At 72.5% G+C, this 21,206-nt stretch carries 18 protein-coding genes; 8 read left to right on the forward strand and 10 right to left on the reverse strand.

The genetic code is table 11. From position 1 onward, the window contains the following. Positions 1 to 540 precede the first annotated feature (540 nt). The 6 genes from AC5L36_RS29085 to dhaM all read right to left on the reverse strand — a co-directional run bounded on the left by AC5L36_RS29085 (position 541) and on the right by dhaM (position 5,264). Positions 541 to 1,458: a sulfite exporter TauE/SafE family protein gene (locus AC5L36_RS29085; RefSeq protein WP_441224756.1), complete on the reverse strand. Its 918-nt coding sequence runs from the start codon at positions 1,456 to 1,458 to the stop codon at positions 541 to 543. Positions 1,459 to 1,615: 157 nt separating this feature from the next. Then, complete coding sequence (locus AC5L36_RS29090) at positions 1,616 to 2,065, reverse strand: RrF2 family transcriptional regulator (protein WP_441224758.1); 450 nt, start codon at positions 2,063 to 2,065, stop codon at positions 1,616 to 1,618. 34 nt (positions 2,066 to 2,099) lie between these two features. Next, entirely contained in the window at positions 2,100 to 2,978 is an 879-nt protein-coding gene (locus AC5L36_RS29095) for an acyl-CoA thioesterase (protein ID WP_441224760.1), read from the reverse strand. A gap of 38 nt (positions 2,979 to 3,016) precedes the next feature. After that, positions 3,017 to 4,471 carry a pyruvate kinase gene (pyk, locus tag AC5L36_RS29100; protein ID WP_441224762.1) on the reverse strand — a complete coding sequence of 485 codons (1,455 nt, stop codon included), beginning with the start codon at positions 4,469 to 4,471 and terminating at the stop codon, positions 3,017 to 3,019. A 156-nt stretch (positions 4,472 to 4,627) separates the two neighbouring features. After that, positions 4,628 to 4,888 (reverse strand): HPr family phosphocarrier protein, encoded by a 261-nt coding sequence (locus tag AC5L36_RS29105; protein ID WP_441224764.1) that lies wholly within the window; start codon positions 4,886 to 4,888, stop codon positions 4,628 to 4,630. Beyond that, on the reverse strand, positions 4,872 to 5,264 hold the full coding sequence (gene dhaM / locus AC5L36_RS29110; protein ID WP_441224766.1) for a dihydroxyacetone kinase phosphoryl donor subunit DhaM: 393 nt from the start codon (positions 5,262 to 5,264) through the stop codon (positions 4,872 to 4,874). The genes AC5L36_RS29105 and dhaM overlap by 17 nt, the downstream gene beginning before the upstream one ends. A 65-nt stretch (positions 5,265 to 5,329) precedes the next feature. On the opposite strand from dhaM, the gene AC5L36_RS29115 reads away from it, so the two are divergent. From AC5L36_RS29115 to AC5L36_RS29130, 4 genes are all read left to right on the forward strand, one after another. Continuing rightward, positions 5,330 to 6,118, forward strand: coding sequence for an IclR family transcriptional regulator (locus AC5L36_RS29115; protein ID WP_441224768.1), 789 nt, complete (start codon positions 5,330 to 5,332; stop codon positions 6,116 to 6,118). A 97-nt stretch (positions 6,119 to 6,215) separates the two neighbouring features. Beyond that, positions 6,216 to 7,214, forward strand: coding sequence for a dihydroxyacetone kinase subunit DhaK (gene dhaK / locus AC5L36_RS29120; RefSeq protein ID WP_441224770.1), 999 nt, complete (start codon positions 6,216 to 6,218; stop codon positions 7,212 to 7,214). 28 nt (positions 7,215 to 7,242) lie between these two features. Then, positions 7,243 to 7,863, forward strand: coding sequence for a dihydroxyacetone kinase subunit DhaL (gene dhaL / locus AC5L36_RS29125; protein WP_441224771.1), 621 nt, complete (start codon positions 7,243 to 7,245; stop codon positions 7,861 to 7,863). Beyond that, positions 7,860 to 9,434 (forward strand): putative PEP-binding protein, encoded by a 1,575-nt coding sequence (locus AC5L36_RS29130; protein ID WP_441224773.1) that lies wholly within the window; start codon positions 7,860 to 7,862, stop codon positions 9,432 to 9,434. Before dhaL ends, AC5L36_RS29130 begins: the two co-directional genes overlap by 4 nt. Before the next feature lie 830 nt (positions 9,435 to 10,264). On the opposite strand, the gene AC5L36_RS29135 is transcribed toward AC5L36_RS29130, so the two are convergent. Both AC5L36_RS29135 and AC5L36_RS29140 read right to left on the reverse strand, forming a co-directional pair. After that, the gene (locus AC5L36_RS29135) at positions 10,265 to 11,860 is read right to left on the reverse strand and encodes an amidase (protein ID WP_441215133.1); all 1,596 of its coding nucleotides are present in this window, start codon (positions 11,858 to 11,860) and stop codon (positions 10,265 to 10,267) included. Then, positions 11,857 to 12,135: a hypothetical protein gene (locus AC5L36_RS29140; protein ID WP_441215131.1), complete on the reverse strand. Its 279-nt coding sequence runs from the start codon at positions 12,133 to 12,135 to the stop codon at positions 11,857 to 11,859. The genes AC5L36_RS29135 and AC5L36_RS29140 overlap by 4 nt, the downstream gene beginning before the upstream one ends. 163 nt (positions 12,136 to 12,298) lie before the next feature. Between AC5L36_RS29140 and AC5L36_RS29145 the strand changes: the two genes are divergently transcribed. From AC5L36_RS29145 to AC5L36_RS29155, 3 genes are all read left to right on the forward strand, one after another. Next, entirely contained in the window at positions 12,299 to 13,366 is a 1,068-nt protein-coding gene (locus AC5L36_RS29145) for a hypothetical protein (RefSeq protein WP_441215130.1), read from the forward strand. A 79-nt stretch (positions 13,367 to 13,445) separates the two neighbouring features. Further along, entirely contained in the window at positions 13,446 to 13,718 is a 273-nt protein-coding gene (locus tag AC5L36_RS29150) for a type II toxin-antitoxin system VapB family antitoxin (protein ID WP_441215128.1), read from the forward strand. Beyond that, positions 13,715 to 14,110 carry a type II toxin-antitoxin system VapC family toxin gene (locus AC5L36_RS29155; protein ID WP_441215127.1) on the forward strand — a complete coding sequence of 132 codons (396 nt, stop codon included), beginning with the start codon at positions 13,715 to 13,717 and terminating at the stop codon, positions 14,108 to 14,110. The genes AC5L36_RS29150 and AC5L36_RS29155 overlap by 4 nt, the downstream gene beginning before the upstream one ends. 1 nt (position 14,111) lies before the next feature. On the opposite strand, the gene AC5L36_RS29160 is transcribed toward AC5L36_RS29155, so the two are convergent. Both AC5L36_RS29160 and gltB read right to left on the reverse strand, forming a co-directional pair. Then, entirely contained in the window at positions 14,112 to 15,587 is a 1,476-nt protein-coding gene (locus AC5L36_RS29160) for a glutamate synthase subunit beta (RefSeq protein ID WP_441215126.1), read from the reverse strand. Next, a complete protein-coding gene (gene gltB, locus AC5L36_RS29165) occupies positions 15,580 to 20,148 on the reverse strand; it encodes a glutamate synthase large subunit (RefSeq protein ID WP_441215125.1) in 4,569 nt (1,522 codons plus the stop codon). The genes AC5L36_RS29160 and gltB overlap by 8 nt, the downstream gene beginning before the upstream one ends. A gap of 118 nt (positions 20,149 to 20,266) precedes the next feature. On the opposite strand from gltB, the gene AC5L36_RS29170 reads away from it, so the two are divergent. Then, the gene (locus AC5L36_RS29170) at positions 20,267 to 21,115 is read left to right on the forward strand and encodes a GNAT family N-acetyltransferase (protein ID WP_441215124.1); all 849 of its coding nucleotides are present in this window, start codon (positions 20,267 to 20,269) and stop codon (positions 21,113 to 21,115) included. The last annotated feature ends 91 nt before the right edge of the window (positions 21,116 to 21,206 follow it).

Here is a 21,206-nt window from a genome sequence, read left to right on the forward strand (position 1 = left end):
GCCCACCGCCGCGGCGGTCCGCGATTCGATCTCCGGACCGCCGCGGCCCGCGCGTCTCGTCAAACGCTTCGCCCCGCGCGACCGCGCCTCCCGATGGCCTGGAGTCCAGGTGGGGCGCGGCCTCGAAACCGAGATTCAAAAGCAAATCTGAGCTACCGCGACGCCCGTCGTGGTCCAGACCGCTGCTCCCGCGGCCTCACCCGTCCGCCGCCGGTCCCGCTGACCCCTCCCGCCCCTGCCCTCAAGAGCGCACGCCGCCCCCGCCCTGCCCTCAAGAGGGCACCGCGCCTCCCGCCCTGCCCTCAAGAGGGCAGCCCTGTCACCGTCTGGGCGGGTATACGGAACCCCTGCCGGGAATTCACGCCCAAGAGGGCTGCCCTCTTGGGGCAAGGGTGGGGGCTTGGCGCGCGGAGCCGGCAGTGGAGGCCGGGGTTTCGGCGAGCCCTGGCGAGCCGCCGGCCGGAGCGGTGCCCGCGGGAGCATACGGTCTGCAACTGGCGCGGACGGGGGCAAATATCCTAAAAGCGGTGGTTTGACGCTTTACGCCGCGTCCAGGACCGGCACTCGTTCCTCGGCGGAAGCGGCGGCGGCCGGCGTGGTCGCGCGGGTGCGGCGCAGGACGCGCACGGCCAGGTAGATCGCGGCGGCCCAGGCGGCCACGATCGCCAGGTAGACCGCGGGACGGAGGGCGGAGGGTGCGTCGACGGCGCGCATGATGGTGCGGGAGTTGGTCAGCACGATCAGGCCGCCCACCGCGGCGCCGAGCAGCTGGGCCGGCACGATGCGCACCAGCCAGGCGGCGAGCGGGGCGGCGATCAGGCCGCCTACCAGCAGCGCGGCCACGGTCGGCAGCACGAAGCCTTCGGAACCGAGGCCGATCAGGAAGCCGACGCTCGCCGCGCCCGCTACCACGAACTCCGAGGTGTCGACCGAGCCGATCACCTTGCGGGGCTCCATCCGGCCGGAGACCAGCAGCGACGGGGTGGCCACCGGGCCCCAGCCACCGCCGCCGGTGGCGTCGACGAAGCCGGCCGCCAGGCCCAGCGGCGCGAGGAAGCGGCTGCCCAGCGGGCGGCGGGTGCGGCGCTGGGCGAGCGGGCGGGTGAAGCGGATCAGCAGGTAGACGCCGAGGGCCAGCAGGATGCCGGCCATCCACGGCGCGGCGGCCTCGGTGGAGATCGAGCTCAGGAACGTGGCGCCGGCGAACGCGCCGATGCCGCCGGGGAGGGCGATGCGGCGGACGACGCGCCAGTCGACGTTGCCGAAGCGCCAGTGTGCGGCGCCCGAGGCGAGCGTGGTGCCCAGCTCGGCCAGGTGGACCGAGGCGGAGGCGGACGCGGGAGCGAGACCGGCGACGAGAAGCAGTGAGGAGGAGGTGACCCCGTAGGCCATGCCGAGGGCGCCGTCGACGAGCTGCGCGGCGAGCCCGACCAGGGCGAGAACGATCAGCTTCCGCACTTTGTCCACCTCCTCGGTAATTCCGGTCAACTTAGTCGAGAATCAGGGATATGACGGCCGCCGTCAAGCCGGTACCGGAAAGTGAGAGCCGCGCCCCGCGGTCAAAGCTCCTCTCAAGCGGTTAGAACTGCTTGAGAGGAGCTTTGATCACAGGGGCTCAGGCCCAGGCGCGCGGGTCGGCGACAAGCTCGCGCACCCGCTCGGGGAGCGTGCCGGTCGCGACGTCCGCGATCGTGACCAGCTCGAGGATCTGCCGCTCGCTGGCCCGCAGCGCGATCCACACCTCCTGGAGCGCGGCGGCCGCGCCGTGGTAGCCGAGGTCCTCCGGGCGCTGGCCGCGCACGTGCGCGAGCGGGCCGTCGATGATGCGGATGACGTCGGCGAGCGTGATCTTGTCGGCCGGGCGGGCCAGCCAGTAGCCGCCCTCCGGGCCACGCTGGGCGTGCACCACGCCGCCGCGGCGCAGCTGGAGCAGGATGCTTTCGAGGAACTTGGGCGGGATCTCCTGAGCCTTCGCGATGCGCTCGGCGGTCAGCGGGCCCTCGACGGCGGTGGCGAGCTCGACGACGGCGCGCAGCGCGTAGTCGACCCGGGCAGACAGTCGCATGAATCCCATTATCCCGGTCGAGAATGCCGACCGGTCATCCACCTACTCGGCGGAGCAGACCCTCCTGCACGGCGGTCGCGACGTGCCGGCCGTCCTCGGTGAACATGCGACCGGTGGCCAGCCCGCGCGCGCCCGAGGCGGACGGGCTCCAGCAGTCGTAGAGGAACCACTCGTCGGCGCGGAACGGCCGGTGGAACCACAGCGCGTGGTCGAGGCTCGCCCCCACCACCCCGCCCGGACCCCACACCTCGCCGTGCACCGAGAGCACCGAGTCGAGGAGCGTGAGGTCGGAGGCGTAGGTGAGCGCGCAGGCGTGCAGCAGCGGGTCGTCGGGCAGCTTGCCGTCGATGCGCATCCACACCCGCTGATAGGGGTCGGCCGGGCGGTCGCCGGGCGCCACCCAGCCGGGCTCGCCGACGTAGCGCACGTCGATCGGGCGCGGGATGGCCGCCCAGATGCCGGCCCGATCGGCGTAGCGCGCGAGGCGGTCGGCCATCGTCGGCACGTCGTCCGGGCGCGGCACGTCGGGCGGGGCCGGCGCGTGGTGGTCGAGCCCCTCCTCCTGGCGGTGGAACGAGGCGGACATGAAGAAGATCGTGCGGCCGCCCTGCATCGCCACCGAGCGGCGCACCGAGAACGAGCGGCCGTCGCGGATGTTTTCCACCTGGTACTCGATCGGCTCGGTCGGGTCGCCCGGCCGCACGAAGTAGCCGTGCAGCGAGTGGACCAGCCGCGCCGGGTCGACCGTGCGGCCGGCCGCGACCAGCGCCTGGCCGGCGACCTGGCCGCCGAAGACCCGCTGCGGACCGACCCGCGGGCTGATCCCCCGGAACCTGAACGGGCCCAGCTCCTTGAGGTCGAGCACCTCCAGGAGCTGGTCGACGGCCGCCTGGCCGACGACCGCGTCGCTCACGATGTCTCCGGGCGTGCCCGCTCGCCGCGCTCGCTCACTTAACGCCCGCTGTTTCGGGCCGCCGTCGCCGCGTCGACCAAAGAACCGAGCTGGTGCACGCGCAGCGTGTTGGTGGAGCCGGGCGCGTTGGGCGGGCTGCCGGCGACGACCACCACGTAGTCGCCCGGGTTGGCCAGGCCGATGCCCAGCAGCGCCAGGTCGACCTGCCGGAACATGTCGTCGGTGTGCTGCACGAACGGCACCAGGAACGTCTCGACACCCCAGGAGAGGGCGAGCTGGCTGCGCACCTCCGGCACCGGCGTGAACGCCAGCAGCGGCAGCTCGCAGTGAAGCCGGGAGAGGCGGCGGACCGTGTCGCCGGTCTGCGAGAAGGCGACGAGCGCCTTGGCGCCGATGTTGCGCGCGATCTGCGAGGCGGCCACGGTGAGCGCGCCGCCGTGGGTGCGCGGGTCGTGCTGGAGGCGGGGCACGCCGATCGAGCCGGACTCGGTGGTCGTCACGATCTTGGCCATCGTGCTGACCGTGAGCACCGGGTACTTACCCACGCTCGTCTCGCCGGAGAGCATGACCGCGTCGGCGCCGTCGAGCACCGCGTTGGCCACGTCGGAGGCCTCGGCGCGGGTCGGGCGCGAATTTTCGATCATGGAGTCGAGCATCTGGGTGGCGACGATGACCGGCTTCGCGTTTTCCCGGCAGAGCTGCACCGCGCGCTTTTGCACCAGCGGCACCTGGTCGAGCGGCAGCTCCACGCCGAGGTCGCCGCGGGCCACCATCACGCCGTCGAACGCGTCGACGATCGCCTCCAGGTGGGTCACCGCCTCCGGCTTTTCCACCTTGGCGAGCACCGGGCGGCGCACGCCCTCCTCGTCCATGATCGCGTGAACAAGCTTGATGTCGTCGGGCGAGCGCACGAACGACAGCGCGATCATGTCGGCGCCCAGGCCCAGCGCGAAGCGGAGGTCGGCGGCGTCCTTTTCGGACAGTGCCGGCACGCTCACCGCCACGTTGGGGAGCGAGACGCCCTTGTGGTTGGAGACCGGGCCGCCCTCGACCACCAGGCAGCGGATGTCTTCGCCGTGGACGGCGGTCACCTCGACGGCCACCTTGCCGTCGTCGATCAGGAGGCGGTCGCCGACCTTGACCTCGTGCGGCAGCTTTCGGTAGGTGCAGGAGACCCGGTCGGCCGTGCCCAGCACGTCGTCACCGGTGATCACCACGGTGTCACCGGTGCGCCACTCGACCGGCGCCTCGGCGAACTTGCCGAGGCGGATCTTGGGCCCCTGGAGGTCGGCGAGCACGGCGACGGCGCGGCCGGCGGCCTCGGCCGCCTCGCGCACCCGGTGGTAAACCGACTCGTGGTCCTCGTGGGAGCCGTGGCTGAAGTTGAGGCGGGCTACGTCCATCCCGGCGTCTACGAGGCCCCGGATGCGCTCCGGAGAAGAAGTGGCGGGGCCAAGGGTGCAGACAATTTTCGCACGGCGTGTCACGGTCATCAGGCTAGTCCCTCCGCCGGATCGGCTGTCCGGCCGACCCCTGTCGGACGTTTGGTGGCGGCGGGCGTCGGCGACCGTCACCGCGCAGCTTAGTACCGCCGCTCCCACGATGACGTCCCCCACCAGAGGGCCGCACGAGTCCTCCTAAAGGGGTGTCTACTCCGCCCCGGTGAGCACGGCCGCCACGGCGTCGAGCGCCTCGGCCGCGTCCGGGCCGGTGGCCCGCAGGGTCACGGTGGTGCCGGCGGTGGCGCCGAGTGCCATCACGGCGAGCACGCCGCGCGCGTTGGCGACCTTCCCGCCGTACTCGATCTCGACGTCGGCCTGGAACCGCGCCGCCGCCTGGACCACCTGGCCGGCCGGGCGCGCGTGCAGGTGGGCCGGGAGCACCACGGCGGTCTCAGAGCTTACGGACATCGCGCGCCTCCTCCGCGGCCGCGACGGCGGCCGCCAGGTCGGCGCCGGTGGCCGCGATGACCGCGGCGGCCATCGCGCCCTCCACGAACGGCGCGTCGACGATCACCGCGCCGGGCGCGTCAAGGTCGTCGAGCACCGCCCGCGCGGTCAGCACCGAGCTGCCCAGGTCGGGGAGCACGAGCACGCCGGCCCCGCCGTCCGCCTTCTCGATCGCCGCTCGCACCAGGTCGTAGCTCGTGCCGATGCCACCCTCGTCGGTGCCACCCGCCGTCTCGATCGTGAGCGACCGCCCACCCACCTGCAACAGCAGCTCCCGCAGGCCAGCGGCGAGCTCGGCGCTGTGCGAGACGAGTACGATGCCCACGAATCTCGTCATGACCGAAAATGGTATGTTCAGAAACACCGTTCGGCAATACTGAACTCGAGCGGAGAGGCGGCCACATGGCGGTGCAGTCGGTAGCGCGGGCGATCGAGATCCTGCGCGTGCTCGGCACCGCCGCCCGGGGCGCGGGCGTCACGGAGGTGGCCGAGCGCATCGGCGTCGCCAAGCCCACCGCGCACGCGCTGCTGCGCACGCTCGAGGCCGGCCAGCTCGTCGCGCAGGACCACGAGACCGGCAAGTACCGGCTGGGCCCCGCCCTCCTCGAGCTCGGCAACGCGTACCTGGAGACCCACGAGCTGCGGGTCCGCTCGGTGGCCTGGGCCGACGGCCTGGCCAACCGGGCCAACGAGGCGGTGTGGGTGGGCGTGCTCTCGGCCGACCACGTGCTCGTCGTGCACCACGCGTTCCGCCCGGAGGGCGCGGTGCAGATCCTGGAGGTGGGCGCGGTCATCCCGTGGCATACCTGCGCGATGGGCAAGGCCATCGTCGCCCACCTGCCCGAGGCGGACCGCGCGGCGTTGCTCCGCGAGCCGCTGGCCGCGCTCACCGGCGCCACGCACACGGAGCCGTCCGCGCTGACCCAGGAGCTGGATGGGGTACGGGCGACGGGCTACGCGGTCGAGGACGGCGAGGCGGCCATCGGCGACGCGGGCATCGCGGCACCGGTTTTCGACCACACCGGCGATGTGGTCGGCGCGATCGGGGCGGTCGGTCCGGTGGAGCGACTGCTCGACGACGAGGTCCGCGACGGGCTCGCCGTGGCGGTCCGGGAGACCGCCCGCCACCTCTCCCGCGACCTCGGCGCCGGCCGCCCGGCGACCCGCCGTTGGGTCGCCGCGGCGTCCTGAGTCCGACGCTTGACACACGCTCGTAACGCGGACTACGTTCCGAACACACTTCAGCATTGCTGAACGACGTCTCAGCCTCCGGAAGAGGAGCGCGGCCGTGAAGAAGTTCGTCAATGACCCCGCGGCGGTCGTCCGCGAAGCGCTGGCCGGCGTCGCGGCCGCACACCCCGACCTCCGCGTCGACATCGCGCAGCAGATCGTGGTCCGCGGTGACGCGCCGCGGCAGGGCAAGGTGGGCGTCGTCTCCGGCGGCGGTTCGGGTCACGAGCCCCTCCACGGCGGCTTCGTCGGCCTCGGCATGCTGGACGCCGCCGTACCCGGCGAGGTGTTCACGTCGCCGGTCCCCGACCAGATCCTCGCCGCCACCCAGGCCGTCGACGGCGGCGCGGGCGTGGTCCACATCGTGAAGAACTACACCGGCGACGTCATGAACTTCCAGATGGCCGCCGAGCTCGCCGGCGACGAGGGCATCGAGGTGCAGACGGTGCTCGTCGACGACGACGTCGCGGTCGAGGACTCCACCTGGACCGCCGGCCGCCGCGGCACCGGCGCGACCCTGATCGTGGAGAAGGTGACCGGCGCGCTCGCCGAGACCGGCGCCTCGGCCGCCGCGGTCGCGGCCGCGGGCACCCGGGTCAACGAGCAGTCCGCGTCGTTCGCGGTCGCGCTCACCGCGTGCACGACGCCGGCGGCCGGCAAGCCCGGCTTCGACCTGCCCGACGACGAGATGGAGGTCGGCGTCGGCATCCACGGCGAGCCGGGACGGCGCCGTGAAAAGCTGCGGCCGGCCCGCGAGATCGTCGCGATGACCATGGACGCCATCCTCGGCGCCAAGCCGCTCGCCGCCGGCTCCGAGGCGATCGTGATGGTCAACGGCCTGGGCGGCACCCCGCTCGTCGAGCTCTACCTGCTGTACGGCGAGGTGGCCGCGGTGCTCGACAAGGCCGGCGTGCGGGTGGCGCGCAACCTCGTCGGCAACTACGTGACCAGCCTGGACATGGCCGGCATGTCGGTTACGGTGTGTCGAGCGGACGCGGAGATCCTGCGCCTGTGGGACGCGCCGGTCCGCACCCCGGCGCTGCGCTGGGGCGTGTAGCACTGGCCCGCTCCCCAGGGAGGTCAACGTGGACGTCGCGCTCGCCCGCTCGTGGATAGCCGCCATCGCGGCGGCGGTCACCGAGCAGGCCGACTACCTGACCCAGCTCGACTCGGCGATCGGCGACGCCGACCACGGGGTCAACCTCAACCGCGGGTTCACCGCCGTGGTGGCCGCGCTGGAGGCGGCCGACCCGACGTCGGTGGGCGACGTCCTCGTCAAGACCGGCACCACGCTTGTGTCCAAGGTGGGCGGTGCGGCCGGACCGCTCTACGGCACCGCGTTTCGCGCGATCGGCAAGGCACTGCCCGCCGAGAGTGCCACAGTGGACGCCGCCGAGCTGGGCGCGGCGCTGCGGGCCGGGCTGGCCGCGGTGCAGAAGCTCGGCGCGGCGGTGCCCGGCGACAAGACCATCGTCGACGCGTACGGCCCGGCGGTCGCCGCGTTCGAGAAGGCGGCCGACGACGGGCTGCCGGCCGCGGCACGCGCGGCGGCGGAGGCGGCGGCCGACGGCATGCGGGCGACCATCGAGCTGCACGCCCGCAAGGGACGCGCGTCGTACCTGGGCCCGCGCAGCGTCGGCCACCAGGACCCGGGCGCCACCTCGACCTGGCTCGTCTTCAAGGCCCTGGCGGACGTCACAGCATGAACTACACCGGCGTGCTCGGCGCGCCCGGGGTCGGCGTCGGACGGATCCGCTGGGTGGGCGACCACCCGCCGTCCGATGTAGACGGGGGGAATGAGGGCGCCGGTGCCGGCTTGTCTTCCGGGGTGGGAGACGGCACCGGCCTCCTCGCCGCGTTCGACGTCGTGGCGGCGCGGCTGCGCAAGCGGGCGGACGCCCTCCGGGCCGACGGCCACGGCGAGCCGGCGGACATCGTGGCCACGATGGCGCTGATCGCCGACGACCCCGACCTGCGCGGCGCGGCGACGGCCGAGCTGGCCGCCGGTCGCACCCCCGCCGAGGCGGTGACCGCGGCGGCGTCGACCTACGCCGACCTGCTGGCCGCCCTCCCCGACCCGACGCTGGCCGGCCGCGCGGCGGACGTACGCCAGGTGGGCCGCCGCGTCGTCGCCGCGCTCCACGGCGACCCCGGCGCCACTGTGGACGGTCCGGTCATCCTCGCCGGTCACGAGCTGGGCGCCGACGACCTGCTGGAGGTGGCCGACGACCTGGCCGGCGCGGTGTCCCAACTCGGCGGCCCGAACGCGCACGTCGCCATCGTCGCCCGCGCGCTGGGCGTGCCGCTGGCCTTCGGCATCACCCCCGACGCGGCCGACGGCGTGCCCGCCGTACTCGACGGGGCGACGCTGACCCTGGACCCCACCGCCGCGCAGGAGCGGGCCGCCCGCGAGGCCATGCGCGCGGCCGCGCGGCACCGCGCCGACCTCGCCGCCGGCCGCACGCTGCCGGCGGTCACCCGCGACGGCCAGACCATCACGCTGCTCGCCAACCTGGCCACGGCCGAGGAGTCACGGGCCGCGGTCGCGGCGGGTGCGGAGGGCGCCGGCCTGGTGCGGACCGAGCTGCCGTTCCTCACCGCGCCTGGCTGGCCGGACGAGGCCGCCCACCTGGCCGCGCTCCGCCCGGTGCTGGGCCCGCTGGCCGGCCTGACCGCCACGGTGCGCACGCTCGACTTCGCGCCGGACAAGCTGCCACCGTTCCTCGACGGACGGTCCTACGCGGGCCAGCCGCCCCGCGACGCGCTGGCCGACCAGCTGCGGGCGATCGTCGCCACCGGCTCGCGGACCCGGCTGCGCGTGATGCTGCCGATGGTCCAGTCGGCCACGCAGGTCCACGAGATCCGCGCACTGCTGCCCGCCGACGTGCCGTTCGGGGCGATGGTGGAGACCGGCGCCGCGGTGGAGGCGATCGACGAGATAGCGGCGGCGGCCGACTTCCTCTCCATCGGCACCAACGACCTCTCCGCGTCGCTGCTCGGTCTGGGCCGCCTCGATCCCGCCCTGACCCCGGCCCGCGCGGCCGACCCCGTGGTGCTGCGCGCGATCGCGGCGACGGTAGCCGCTGGCGAGCGCCACGGGCGCCCGGTCTCGGTCTGCGGCGACGCGGCCGCCGACCCGCATGCGATCCCGCTGCTGGTCGGCGTCGGCTGCCGCATCCTGTCGGTGGCACCGTCCGCTTTGGACGCTGTCCGCGCCCAGATCCGCACCCTCGACACGGCCGAGTGCACCGCCGCCGCGGCGGCCCTCCTGTCCTGAACCGCCAGCCCTCTGCTGGAGGGGCCCGAGTCATAGAGATGTGGGCTACCGCGATGTCCGCTGTGGTCCATGCCGTTGCTCCCGCGGCCTCACCCGTCCGCCGCTGGTCACGCTCACCCCGCGTAGTTCGTTTGTCCACAATGCCCCGTGCCGAAGCGACGGGCAACAGACCGGACAGATGCGCCGTCACCGCGAGTAACCGCCGCGGTGGCGTGAACGGTGTCCGGTGCGAGATCTTGGAGAGTTAGGGCGCTATTTCAACCCTAAGCGTTCTAGATCCAAAGCCCGACACCGCAGCTGGTGACGCTGTGTCAGGATGCTGGCGGTGGTGGGGGCTTGTCCCGCGGAGCTGGCAGTGGACGGCCGGGGGTTTCGGCTCGCCCCGCGAGCCGCCGGCCGGGAGCGGTGCCCGCGGGAGCATACGGTCTACCGCTGACGCGGACCTGGGAAGAATCCTGTCTCGAATTTGACCGTGCGTTGTGGCCGCCCTCGCGAACCCTGACTCCGAAAGGTCTCTAGAGGCGGGGCTCCCCCACAGCGGCCACCCACGTCCAGGAGCGGGTGAACCGCCCGGCCGCCTCCCATAGGGGAGCAGAGCAAAGGGCTCCACGAACACCTCACCCATCCCGGGCCGCCGGCCCGGGGACGGCTGCCGACCCGCACGCACAAGCGGAGGCTGCCGGAGCGACGCGCGGCGTGGGCTTGTCCCGCGGAGCCGGCAGCGGAGGCCGGGGGTTTCGGCGAGCGCCGCGAGCCGCCGGCCGCAGCGGTGCCCGCGGGAGCAAACGGTCCGCAGCTGACGCGGGCGCGGGCAAATCTGCCCAAAAACGTTACTGCATCTGGGCTACCACGTCCTCGGCCGTCAGGCGGCCGCGATCGGCGACCGCCGGAGACGAGCGGAGCGCGGAGACGGCGGCGGAGGCCGGTGGGTTGGGTGGGCGGCGCCAGTGCCAGTCGGTCACGGCCTGGTAGGCGGCCACGACCGACAGCAGGCGGTCCTCGGCGTAGGGCTCGCCGCCCAGGATCGTGCCGATCGGCACACCGGCGGCCGTGAAGCCGATCGGGAAGCCGATCTCGGGCAGGCCCAGGATGTCGAACGGCACCGGGCCGGTCTGCACCACCACGTCGCAGCGGTCGAAGATCTGGTCCAGCACGCGTTCCAGCAGCAGCAGCTTGGCCCGCTGGCCGGTGAGGAACTCGTTCGCGCCGAGCAGCGCGCCCTGGAGCCAGCCGGTGACCGACACGCCGAAGCCGCGCAGGTCGGTGCGGAGGTAGGGCATGAAGGGCTCGCTGCGTTCGGGTAGGCGGACGTTGTTGAAGGCGCCGCCGGTCAGCAGCTCCCACTCGTCGGGCAGCGGCACGTCGACCAGCCGCACGCCGTCAATCTTGTCCACTGTGGAGAGAAACGCCTGGCGGGCCAGGGCGGTGGCGGACGTGCCGTCGGCGTAGCCCGGAAGAACGCCGATCCGCGTGCTCCACCGCGCGCGGACCTTGCGGCCCGAGTAGACCGGGGTCGCCGCCTCGACAAGGTCGGGCACGTGGGGCAGCCCTTGCGTGCGCGGGTCGGCCGGGTCCTCCCCCGCCATGGCGGTGAGCATGATGGCCGCGTCCTTGGCGTCGCGGGCGAGCGGGCCGGGGTGGTCGCGCGTGTAGCTGAGCGGGATGATGCCGGCCAGCGACACGCGGCCCATGGTGGGCTTGAGACCGGTCAGGTTCTGCGCGTTGGACGGCGCGGTGATCGAGCCGCCGGTCTGCGTGCCGGTGCCCGAGGTCGCCATCCGCCCGGCCACCGACGTGGCCGTGCCGGTCGACGAGCCGCCCGGGTCCGTACCCGGGATGGTGGGTGTCCACGCGTTGACCGTCGTGACGCGACCGTCCGGTGTGGTCGCTCGGGTCGTCGCGAGTGGACCCATCTGGGTCTTGCCGAGCACGATCGCGCCGTTCGCCTTGAGGCGGGCGACGGCGGTCGCGTCGTACGGCGGCACGAAGTCCTGGAAGAGGTACGAGTTGGCGGTCGTGCGCACGCCGGCGGTCCAGTAGTTGTCCTTGACGGCGAGCGGGATGCCGTGCAGCGGCCCGGTGTGACGCCGCTTGCCGGCCGCCTTCGCCGCCGCTCGCGCCTGGTCGGCGAGCACGGTGTTGAAGGCCTGGTACACCGGCTCGTACGCGCCGACGCGCGCCAGGTACGCCTCGACGAGATCGGCCGGCGTGAGCCTGCCGTTCTTGATCATCCAGGCGGCCTCGGCGAGCGTCAGCTCGGTCGGATCGGCGAAGGCCTCCGGGCGGGGACGCGCGTAGGCGCCGGCGCCGAACCTCGCCGGCCCGCCGGCCCACGCCACTCCGGGGATGGCCGAAGCGCCGGCAGCGGCCGCGGCCGCCACCGCGGCGGTGCGGGCGAGAAACGCTCGTCTATCCACTGTGGTCATTTGCGCCACTCCGTGCTGATCGAGGGGTAGAGCATCGGGGCCGGCTGCTGGGAAAGCGCGGGATCGGCGCCGGGCAGCCGGTACGCGGCGATCGCCGTCACGCTGCCGCGCACGAACGAGCGCAGGGAGGCGAGCACCGAGTCGCGGCCGGGCGCACCGGTCGCCGGGTCGGGCGCGGTGCCGGGCGGCAGCTGGTCGAGGTCGATTCCGAGGGAGGCGAGGCGAGCTCTGATCATCACGTCGAGCTCGGCGTCCGTGGGTGGGGTGGGAGCCATGGTTGATCACTCTCGGAGCGGCCTGTGTCGTGCCGGTATCCCCAAGATCACGTGGACGTGTCTTATCAAATCCGGCCGTTCGGCTGTCGCCTAGTCGGCATATCAGGCCGGTCGATCGGGCGCTCTGTTCTGACGTCCCATACCCAACCCACGAAGGAGCGCTATGGGAATCCTTCACAGGCTCGCCGCCGTCGGCGTCGCCGCGGCACTGGCGGCCGTCGGACTGGCCGCGCCCGCGCAGGCCGCGGTGCCGGACGGGCACGGCTTCGTGCTGTGGAACGGCGCCACCACGGTGCCCTCCGGCACCTGGCCGCCGGCCACCACCGTCACCCCGTTCGGCGGCGGTTTCTACGAGGTCGTCTTCCCCGGCCAGGCCGCGAAGGGCGGCGTCGTACACGTCACCGCGATCAGCGGGCGCCCGATCTGGTGCCAGGCGCTGAAGTGGGGCCACTCGGGCACCGACCAGATCGCGTACGTCGGCTGCTTCCGGCCGGGCGGCTTCGGCATCGACACGCCGTTCACCGCGGTCTTCACGAGCAGCTCACCGCCCGACGGGGTACCGGGCCACTACGGGTACGTGCACGCCGACGCCAGCACCGCGATCGTGAGCGAGTACAACTCGGTCTTCGGCACCGGCAACTCGGTGTCGTCGACCGCGACCGGCGAGTACCTGGTGCGCTTCCGCGGGCTCGGCTCACCCGGGCCGAACGACGGCAGCCTCCAGGTGACCGCGGTCAACAGCAGCGTCGGAGCACACTGCCAGATCGCCAAGTGGAACTCCAACAGCGTGTCGCAGGACGTGCTGGTGTTCTGCTTCGACGGGACGGGCGTGCCGCTCAAAACCGGGTTCACGCTGAGCTACCAGCTGGAGCGGTCGCTCTTCGGCTCGGCGTTCCCGCCGAAGTTCTTCGGCTACGTCTGGAACATGCAGCCGCCGCCCGCGCCCAACCCGGGCCCGCCGACGACCAACTTCAACTCGCAGCTCGGCCTCGGCGCGAACGCGCTCGTGTCATCGGGCCCCGGGCTGACGCTGGTCGGCTTCCGCGCGCTCGCGCAGCGCCCGGACACGGTGCAGGTGTCGGCCAACGGCCAGAGCGGTGAGTTCTGCAACCTCCAGGCACCGTGGTCGTACAGCGGCTCCACCGTGATCGTGCGCAACGTCGCCTGCTACAACGCCGGCGGCGGCCGCGTCGACGCCGGTTCGTTCACCAGCTACAACTCGGAGTTCTGAGAAGCCCGGTCGGGGGCCGCTTGCCGGCGGCCCCCGACCGCCTCTGGTGGATTTACACCCTGAGGAATACCCTTACACCATGGCATTGAACGTGAAGGACCCGGAGACCGAAGAGCTGGCGGCGGAGGTCGCGGCCCTGGCCGGCGAGAGCAAGACCCGGGCCATCAACGTCGCGCTGAAGGAGCGCCGCGCCCGGCTCATGGCGGCCCGCACCAAGCGGGATCGCGACGACCGCCTGCGCCGTTTCCTCGCTGACGAGGCCTGGCCGCAGGTCCCCGACGACGTCCGAGGCACCACGCTGACGAAGGCGCAGCGGGAGGAGATCCTCGGATACGGCACGGAGGGCGTGTGATCGTCGACAGCTCGGCGATCATCGCCATCCTCCTCCAGGAGGCGGAGTGGGAGCCCCTGCTGGAAAAGCTGGTCGAGTCGGAGCACGCCCCCGGTGTAGGCGCCCCCACTCTCGTCGAGACCGGCATCGTGCTGGCCGCCCGGCTCGGCATACCCGGAAAGACCTTGCTCGCGCGGTTCGTCCAGGAGAGCGAGCTGCGGGTTATCTCGTTCACCGCCGACCACTGGCCGGTCGCGGTCGACGCCTACCTCCGGTACGGCAAGGGCCGCCACCCGGCGGCGCTGAACTTCGGCGACTGCCTCACCTACGCGGTCGGCCGCGTCGCGAGCGAGCCGCTCCTCTGCCTGGGCAACGACTTCACCCGGACGGACCTTCCGCTCGTCGAAATCTGACCTACACCGCCAGGGGTTGGGCCGCCGGGGTGACCGGGGCCGGGAGCGAGCCTTCCCCGCCGAGGTACGAGTGGATGGCCGCCGCCGCGGCGCGGCCTTCGGCGATCGCCCACACGATGAGCGAGGCGCCGCGGTGCATGTCGCCGGCCACGAAGACGCCGTCGGCCGCGGTCTGCCAGTCGGGGCGGGCGTCGATCGCGCCGCGCCTGTTGCGGGCGACGCCGAGCTGGTCGAGCAGCGGCTGCTCCTCGGTGCCGTCGAAGCCGATCGCCAGCAGCACGAGGTCGGCCGGCAGCTCGCGCTCGGAGCCGGGCACGAAGGTCAGGATGCGCCGGCCGTCGACCTTCTCCACGGTCACCTCGGCGATGCGCACCGCGCGCACGTTGCCGGCGCCGTCGTCGACGAACTCCTGGACCGCGACCGCGAACACGCGCTCGCCGCCCTCTTCGTGCGCCGGGTAGTTGCGCAGGATCCACGGCCAGACCGGCCACGGGTCGCGCTCTTCGTCGCGGGCGTCCGGCGGCTGCGGGTACAGGTCGAGCTGGATGATGCCCGCCGCGCCCTGCCGGTGGGCGACGCCCAGGCAGTCGGCCGCCGTGTCGCCGCCGCCGATGATGACCACGTGCTTGCCGTTGGCGTCGATCGGGGCGGAGTCGGCCAGGCCGGCAACCACACGGTTGGCCGGGACGAGGTGGTCCATCGCCAGGTGTACGCCGCGCAGCTCACGGCCGGCCGTCTCCGGTGTGTCCCGGCTGGCGAGCGCGCCGCATGCCAGCAGCACCGCGTCGTGAGACTCGCGCAACGAAGAAGCCGTCACATCCACGCCCACGTTGACCCCGGTGCGGAAGAGGACGCCCTCGGCCGCCATCTGCGCGAGGCGGCGGTCGATGTGCTCCTTCTCCAGCTTGAAGTCGGGGATGCCGTAGCGCATCAGGCCGCCGATCGCGTCGTCCCGCTCGTACACGGTCACCTGGTGACCGGCGCGGGCGAGCTGCTGCGCGGCGGCGAGCCCGGCGGGCCCGGAACCCACGACCGCGACCCGCTTGCCGGACGGCGGCGGCACGGCCTGCGGGGTGACGTACCCCCGCTCGAAGGCCCGATTGATGATCTCGACCTCGACCTGCTTGATGGTGACCGGCTCGCCGCCGGCGATGCCGAGCACGCACGCCGCCTCGCAGGGCGCCGGGCACAGCCGCCCGGTGAACTCCGGGAAGTTGTTGGTGGCGTGCAGCGACTCGATCGCCGACGCCCAGCTGCCGGTGCGGACCAGGTCGTTCCAGTCGGGGATGCGGTTGCCCAGCGGGCAGCCGTCGTGGCAGAACGGGATGCCGCAGTCCATGCAGCGGGTGGCCTGCTCGCGGATCAGCCCCTCTTCGGCGACCGGGTAGACCTCGCGCCAGTCCTGGATGCGCACCGGGACCGGCCGCCGGGCGGGAAGCCGGCGGCCGTAGCGAAGGAAACCTTGAGGGTCAGGCACGAGCGACCTCCATCACCGCTTCGTCGATGTCCCGACCGGCAGCTTCGGCGGTGCGGATCGCTTCCATGACGCGCTTGTAGTCGCGCGGAACCACGGCGGTGAACTCCTCGACCGCCTCGGTCCAGCGCTTGAGCAGGTGTTCGGCGACGGCCGAGTCGGTCTCGGCGAAGTGCCGCTCGACGAGCGTGCGGAGCGTGACCTGCTCTTCGTCGGTGAGCGGCTCGAGCTCGACGAGCTCCGGGTTGACCCGGCTCTTGTCGAGGCGCCACACGAACGCGGTGCCGCCGGACATGCCGGCCGCGAAGTTGCGACCGGTCGCGCCGAGCACCACCACGGTGCCGCCGGTCATGTACTCGCAGCCGTGGTCGCCGACACCCTCCACAATGGCCACCGCGCCGGAGTTGCGGACGGCGAAGCGTTCGCCCACCCGGCCGCGCAGGAAGACCTCGCCGTCGGTCGCTCCATAGAGGATGGTGTTGCCGGCGATGATCTGCTCCTCGGCCACGAACGGCGCGGTGCTGAACGGCCGCACCACGAGCCGCCCGCCGGACAGGCCCTTGCCCACGTAGTCGTTGGCGTCGCCGAACAGGCGCAGTGTCACGCCCCGCGGCAGGAACGCGCCGAACGACTGGCCGGCCGTGCCGTGCAGCGTCACGTCGACCGTGTCGTCGGGCAGCCCGGCGCCGCCGTACCTGCGGGCGACCTCGCCGCCCAGCATGGCGCCGACGCTGCGGTGCTCGTTGCGCACCGCCACCACCGCGCGGACCGGCTCGCGGCGCTCCAGCGCGGGCCCGGCGAGCGCGATCAGCTCGTTGTCGAGCGCGCGGTCGAGGCCGTGGTCCTGCTCGCGGACGCGCCGGCGCGCGGCGCCCTCGGGCAGCTCCGGCACGTGCAGCACCGGGCGGAGGTCGAGGCCGCGCGCCTTCCAGTGGTCGACCGCCGGCGCGATGTCGAGCATCTCGGCGTGGCCGATCGCCTCGTCGAGGGAACGGAAGCCCAGCTCGGCAAGGTATCCGCGCACCTCCTCGGCGAGGAAGAGGAAGAACGACTCGACGAACTCCGGCTTGCCCGTGTAACGCTCGCGCAGCACCGGGTTTTGCGTCGCGATGCCGACCGGGCAGGTGTCGAGGTGGCAGACGCGCATCATGATGCAGCCGGAGACGATGAGCGGGGCGGTGGCGAAGCCGTACTCCTCGGCGCCGAGCAGCGCCGCCACGATCACGTCGCGACCGGTCTTGAGCTGGCCGTCGACCTGCACCGTGACGCGGTCGCGCAGGCGGTTGAGCAGCAGCGTCTGCTGCGCCTCGGCGAGGCCCAGCTCCCACGGCGTGCCGGCGTGCTTGAGCGAGTTGAGCGGGGACGCGCCGGTGCCGCCGTCGTGGCCGGAAATCAGGATCACGTCGGCCTTGAGCTTCGCGACGCCCGCGGCGACGGTGCCGACACCGACCTCCGAGACGAGCTTCACGTGCACCCGCGCCGCCGGGTTGACGCACTTGAGGTCGTGTACCAGCTGGGCCAGGTCTTCGATGGAGTAGATGTCGTGGTGCGGCGGCGGCGAGATGAGGCCGACGCCGGGCGTGGCGTGGCGGGTCTTGGCGATCCACGGCCAGACCTTGTTGCCGGGCAGCTGGCCGCCCTCGCCGGGCTTGGCGCCCTGGGCCATCTTGATCTGGAGGTCGTCGGCGTTGACGAGGTATTCGCTCGTGACGCCGAACCGTCCACTCGCGACCTGCTTGACCGCGGAGCGCCGGGACGGGTCGTAGAGCCGGTCGACGTCTTCGCCGCCCTCGCCGGTGTTGGACTTGCCGCCCAGGTTGTTCATCGCGACGGCGAGCGTCTCGTGCGCCTCGGCGGAGATCGAGCCGTACGACATCGCGCCGGTGGCGAAGCGCTTGACGATCTCGCTCGCCGGCTCGACCTCGTCGAGCGGCACGGCCGGGCGCACGCCGGTGCGGAGCGTGAAGAGGCCGCGCAGCGAACCCGCCTCGGCCGCCAAGCCGTCTACAGTGGACGTGTACTTGCGGAACACGTCGTACTGGCGGCTGCGGGTGGCGTGCTGGAGCAGAAACACCGTCTCGGGGTTGAACAGGTGCAGCTCGCCCTCGCGGCGCCACTGGTACTCGCCGCCCACCTCCAGCCGGCGGTGGGTGCGCTCGGCCTGGTTGGCCGGGTAGGCACGGGCGTGGCGGGCCTTGACCTCCTGGTGGATCCCGGCGAGGGTGACCCCGCCGATCTTGCCGGGCGTGCCGGCGAAGTAGCGCTCGACCAGCCGCGCGTCGAGGCCGACCGCCTCGAAGACCTGCGCGCCGCAGTACGACGAGACCGTCGAGATGCCCATCTTGGACATGATCTTCAGCACGCCCTTGCCGAGCGCCTTGACGTAGTTGCGCACCGCGGTGGCCGGCTCGATCCCGGGCAGCGCGCCGGTCGCGATGAGGTCTTCGACCGACTCGAACGCCAGGTACGGGTTGACGGCCGCCGCGCCGTATCCAATGAGGACGGCCGCGTGGTGCACCTCGCGGCAGTCACCGGTCTCCACGATGAGCGCGACCTGGGTGCGCGTCTGCTCGCGTACCAGATGCTGGTGGACCGCCGCGGTGAGCAACAGCGACGGGATGGGCGCGAGGGTCGCGTTGCTGTCGCGGTCGGAGAGCACCAGGATGCGCACGCCGTCTTCGATCGCCTCGGAGACGTGGCGGCAGATCTGGGTGAGCCGCGCCTTGATGCCGGCCGCGCCGTCGCGCAGCGGGTACAGCCCGGAGACCCGCACCGCCTTGAAGCCCGGCAGGTCGCCGTCTTCGTCGACCGACAGGATCTTCGCCAGCTCGTCGTTGTCGATAACCGGGTAGGGCAGCACGATCTGCCGGCAGCTCGCGGGGCCCGGGTCGAGCAGGTTGCCCTCCGGGCCGATCGTGGACTGGAGGCTGGTGACCAGCTCCTCGCGGATCGCGTCGAGCGGCGGGTTGGTCACCTGGGCGAAGAGCTGGTGGAAGTAGTCGTACAGCAGGCGCGGGCGGGTCGACAGCGGCGAGATCGGCGTGTCGGTGCCCATCGAGCCGAGCGGCTCGGCGCCGGTGCGGGCCATCGGGGCGAGCAGGATCTTCAGCTCTTCCTCGGTGTAGCCGAAGGTCTGCTGCCGCCGCTGCACCGAGTCGTGGGTGTAGACGATGTGCTCCCGCTCGGGCAGGTCACCGAGGTCGATGAGGCCGGCGTGCAGCCACTCGTCGTACGGCTGGGCCGCGGCAAGCTCCGCCTTGATCTCGTCGTCCTGCACGATGCGGCCGGCGGCGGTGTCGACCAGGAACATGCGACCCGGCTGGAGCCGCCCCTTGGCCACCACGGTCGCCGGGTCGAGGTCGAGCACGCCCGCCTCGCTGCCGAGCACCACGAGGCCGTCGCTGGTCTGCCACCAGCGGCCGGGGCGCAGGCCGTTGCGGTCGAGCACGGCGCCGACGACCGTGCCGTCGGTGAACGCCACCGCGGCCGGCCCGTCCCACGGCTCCATCAGGCTGGCGTGGAAGCGGTAGAACGCGCGCCGCGCCGGGTCCATTTCCGGGTCGTTTTCCCACGCCTCGGGGATCATCATGAGCATCGCGTGGGGCAGGCTCCGCCCGGCCAGGTGGAGCAGCTCGAGCACCTCGTCGACGTTGGCCGCGTCGGAGGCGTCGGGCGTGCAGATCGGGAAGAGCCGCTTGAGGTTTCCGGGGATCACGCCGGAGGCCAGCAGCGCCTCGCGGGCGTTCATCCAGTTTTTGTTGCCCCGGATGGTGTTGATCTCGCCGTTGTGCGCGATGAACCGGTAGGGATGGGCCAGCGGCCACGACGGAAACGTGTTGGTGGAAAAGCGGGAGTGGACCAGCGCGATCGCGCTGGCGACCCGCTCGTCGCCCAGGTCGGGGAAGAACGCCGGCACCTGAGCCGGCGTGAGCATGCCCTTGTAGGTGATCGTGCGGGAGGACAGCGACGGGAAGTAGGCCGCCACACCCCGCTCGGCGCTCTCCCGCTCGGTCTGCTTGCGCACGCAGAAGGCGACCCGGTCGAGGTCGAGCCCGGTCAGCGGGCTGCCGGCCGGACCGTCGGGCGTGTCGGTGAGGCGGTGGGCGGCGAGGAAAACCTGCCGGATCCGCGGGCGGGCGGCCTCGGCCGACTCGCCCAGGTCGCTCGGGTCGACCGGCACGTCGCGCCAGCCCAGCAGGTCGGCACCCTCCACCAGCGCGTACTTCTCCAGCACCCGGATCGCGCGGGCCGCCGCCTCCTCGTCGTGCGGGAGGAAGACAAGCCCGGTCGCGTACTGCCCGGCGGGCGGGAGGGGAAAGTCGACCACGGCCCGGAAGAACTCATCGGGCACCTGCAACATGATGCCGGCACCGTCACCCGTATTGGGCTCCGCGCCGCGCGCGCCCCGGTGGTCGAGCCGGCACAACGCCGACAGCCCTTTGGCTACGACGTCGTGGGAACGCTGGCCCGACAGATCCGCCACGAAGGCCACACCGCAGGCGTCGTGTTCGTACGCCGGGTCGTAGAGCCCTTCGGAGGTGCGCTGAGGGTGCGGATGAACCACCGGGCCTCCTTGTCGTCGCTCGCGCTACGTGGGATAGGTCGGGACGACGTCGGCCCTGCTGAGTCCTTCGAGTCTACGTTAGGGGTTCCTGAACTCCACCAGCGGAGATTGATCACACGTGGCTGAACTGTTCGAACGGTTGGAACGCTTCTACGACGCCGTGCCCCGGGACGGTGCCCACACCGAGGACTTCGGTGGACTCGTGCTCTTCGTCCGTGACGGACCGGGCTGGCCGTTCTACGCGCGCCCCCGCCTGGGCGCCGCAGCACCGCCATCCGCCGCTGACATTACCTCGGTTCGCGCTCGTCAGCGCGCTATCGGTGCGCCCGAGGCATTCGAGTGGGTACACGAGGTGACGCCGGACCTACTGGCCGTAGCCCGCTCGGCCGGACTCGCGGTACTCGAGGCGCCATTGATGGTCCTGGATCCATCCGCCCTGGTCACCCCGGCGGGCGCGGAAGTCCGCTTCCTCGACGCGGCGGCACCGACGTTCGCCGCCGACGTCGCGGTGCGCCGGGCCGTCGGAGCGGTCGGATTCGGTACGCCCGGCACCTCCACGGGCTTGGCCGGTCCCAAGGAGCGGGACGCCGCGGTGCTCCCCGTCTCCCCCGAGGAACTGGCCGACGAGCGCCGCATGATGGACGCCGGCCGCCGCGCCTCGGTGTTGGGATATTTGTCACCGTCACCACCGGACCCCGACCTCGAAGGCGTGGTGGCGAGTGGCATCCTCCAGCGGGTCGACGACGTGGCCGAGATCGCCGGCGTGGCGACGCTCCCCACCGCCCGCCGCCGAGGCCTCGGCGCGGCCGTCACGGCGGCACTGGCGAGGCACGCCCTCGACAACGGCGTCGACCTGGTCTTCCTGTCGGCCGGCAGCGACGACATAGCCCGCGTCTACGCGCGGGTCGGCTTCCAACGCGTAGGCACCGCCTGCATCGCCACCCCATCCGTCTTCCCCACGGCTTAGCCCGCTCCGGTGACCCCGCCGCCGCTAGCTGACGGCGGGGTCACACCGCGACATTGCTTCGAAGCAGGAATTGCCCGGGCTTCACGGCAGA

Source organism: Phytohabitans sp. LZ39, assembly GCF_059359075.1.

Excerpts from the sequence above, each read along its gene's own strand:
- AC5L36_RS29090 (WP_441224758.1), bottom strand. The coding sequence starts at position 2,065 with ATGCGACTGTCTGCCCGGGTCGACTACGCGCTGCGCGCCGTCGTCGAG.
- pyk (WP_441224762.1), bottom strand. The coding sequence starts at position 4,471 with ATGACCGTGACACGCCGTGCGAAAATTGTCTGCACCCTTGGCCCCGCC.
- AC5L36_RS29105 (WP_441224764.1), bottom strand. The coding sequence starts at position 4,888 with ATGTCCGTAAGCTCTGAGACCGCCGTGGTGCTCCCGGCCCACCTGCAC.
- dhaM (WP_441224766.1), bottom strand. The coding sequence starts at position 5,264 with ATGACGAGATTCGTGGGCATCGTACTCGTCTCGCACAGCGCCGAGCTC.
- AC5L36_RS29115 (WP_441224768.1), top strand. The coding sequence starts at position 5,330 with ATGGCGGTGCAGTCGGTAGCGCGGGCGATCGAGATCCTGCGCGTGCTC.
- AC5L36_RS29130 (WP_441224773.1), top strand. The coding sequence starts at position 7,860 with ATGAACTACACCGGCGTGCTCGGCGCGCCCGGGGTCGGCGTCGGACGG.
- AC5L36_RS29135 (WP_441215133.1), bottom strand. The coding sequence starts at position 11,860 with ATGACCACAGTGGATAGACGAGCGTTTCTCGCCCGCACCGCCGCGGTG.
- AC5L36_RS29140 (WP_441215131.1), bottom strand. The coding sequence starts at position 12,135 with ATGGCTCCCACCCCACCCACGGACGCCGAGCTCGACGTGATGATCAGA.
- AC5L36_RS29145 (WP_441215130.1), top strand. The coding sequence starts at position 12,299 with ATGGGAATCCTTCACAGGCTCGCCGCCGTCGGCGTCGCCGCGGCACTG.
- AC5L36_RS29150 (WP_441215128.1), top strand. The coding sequence starts at position 13,446 with ATGGCATTGAACGTGAAGGACCCGGAGACCGAAGAGCTGGCGGCGGAG.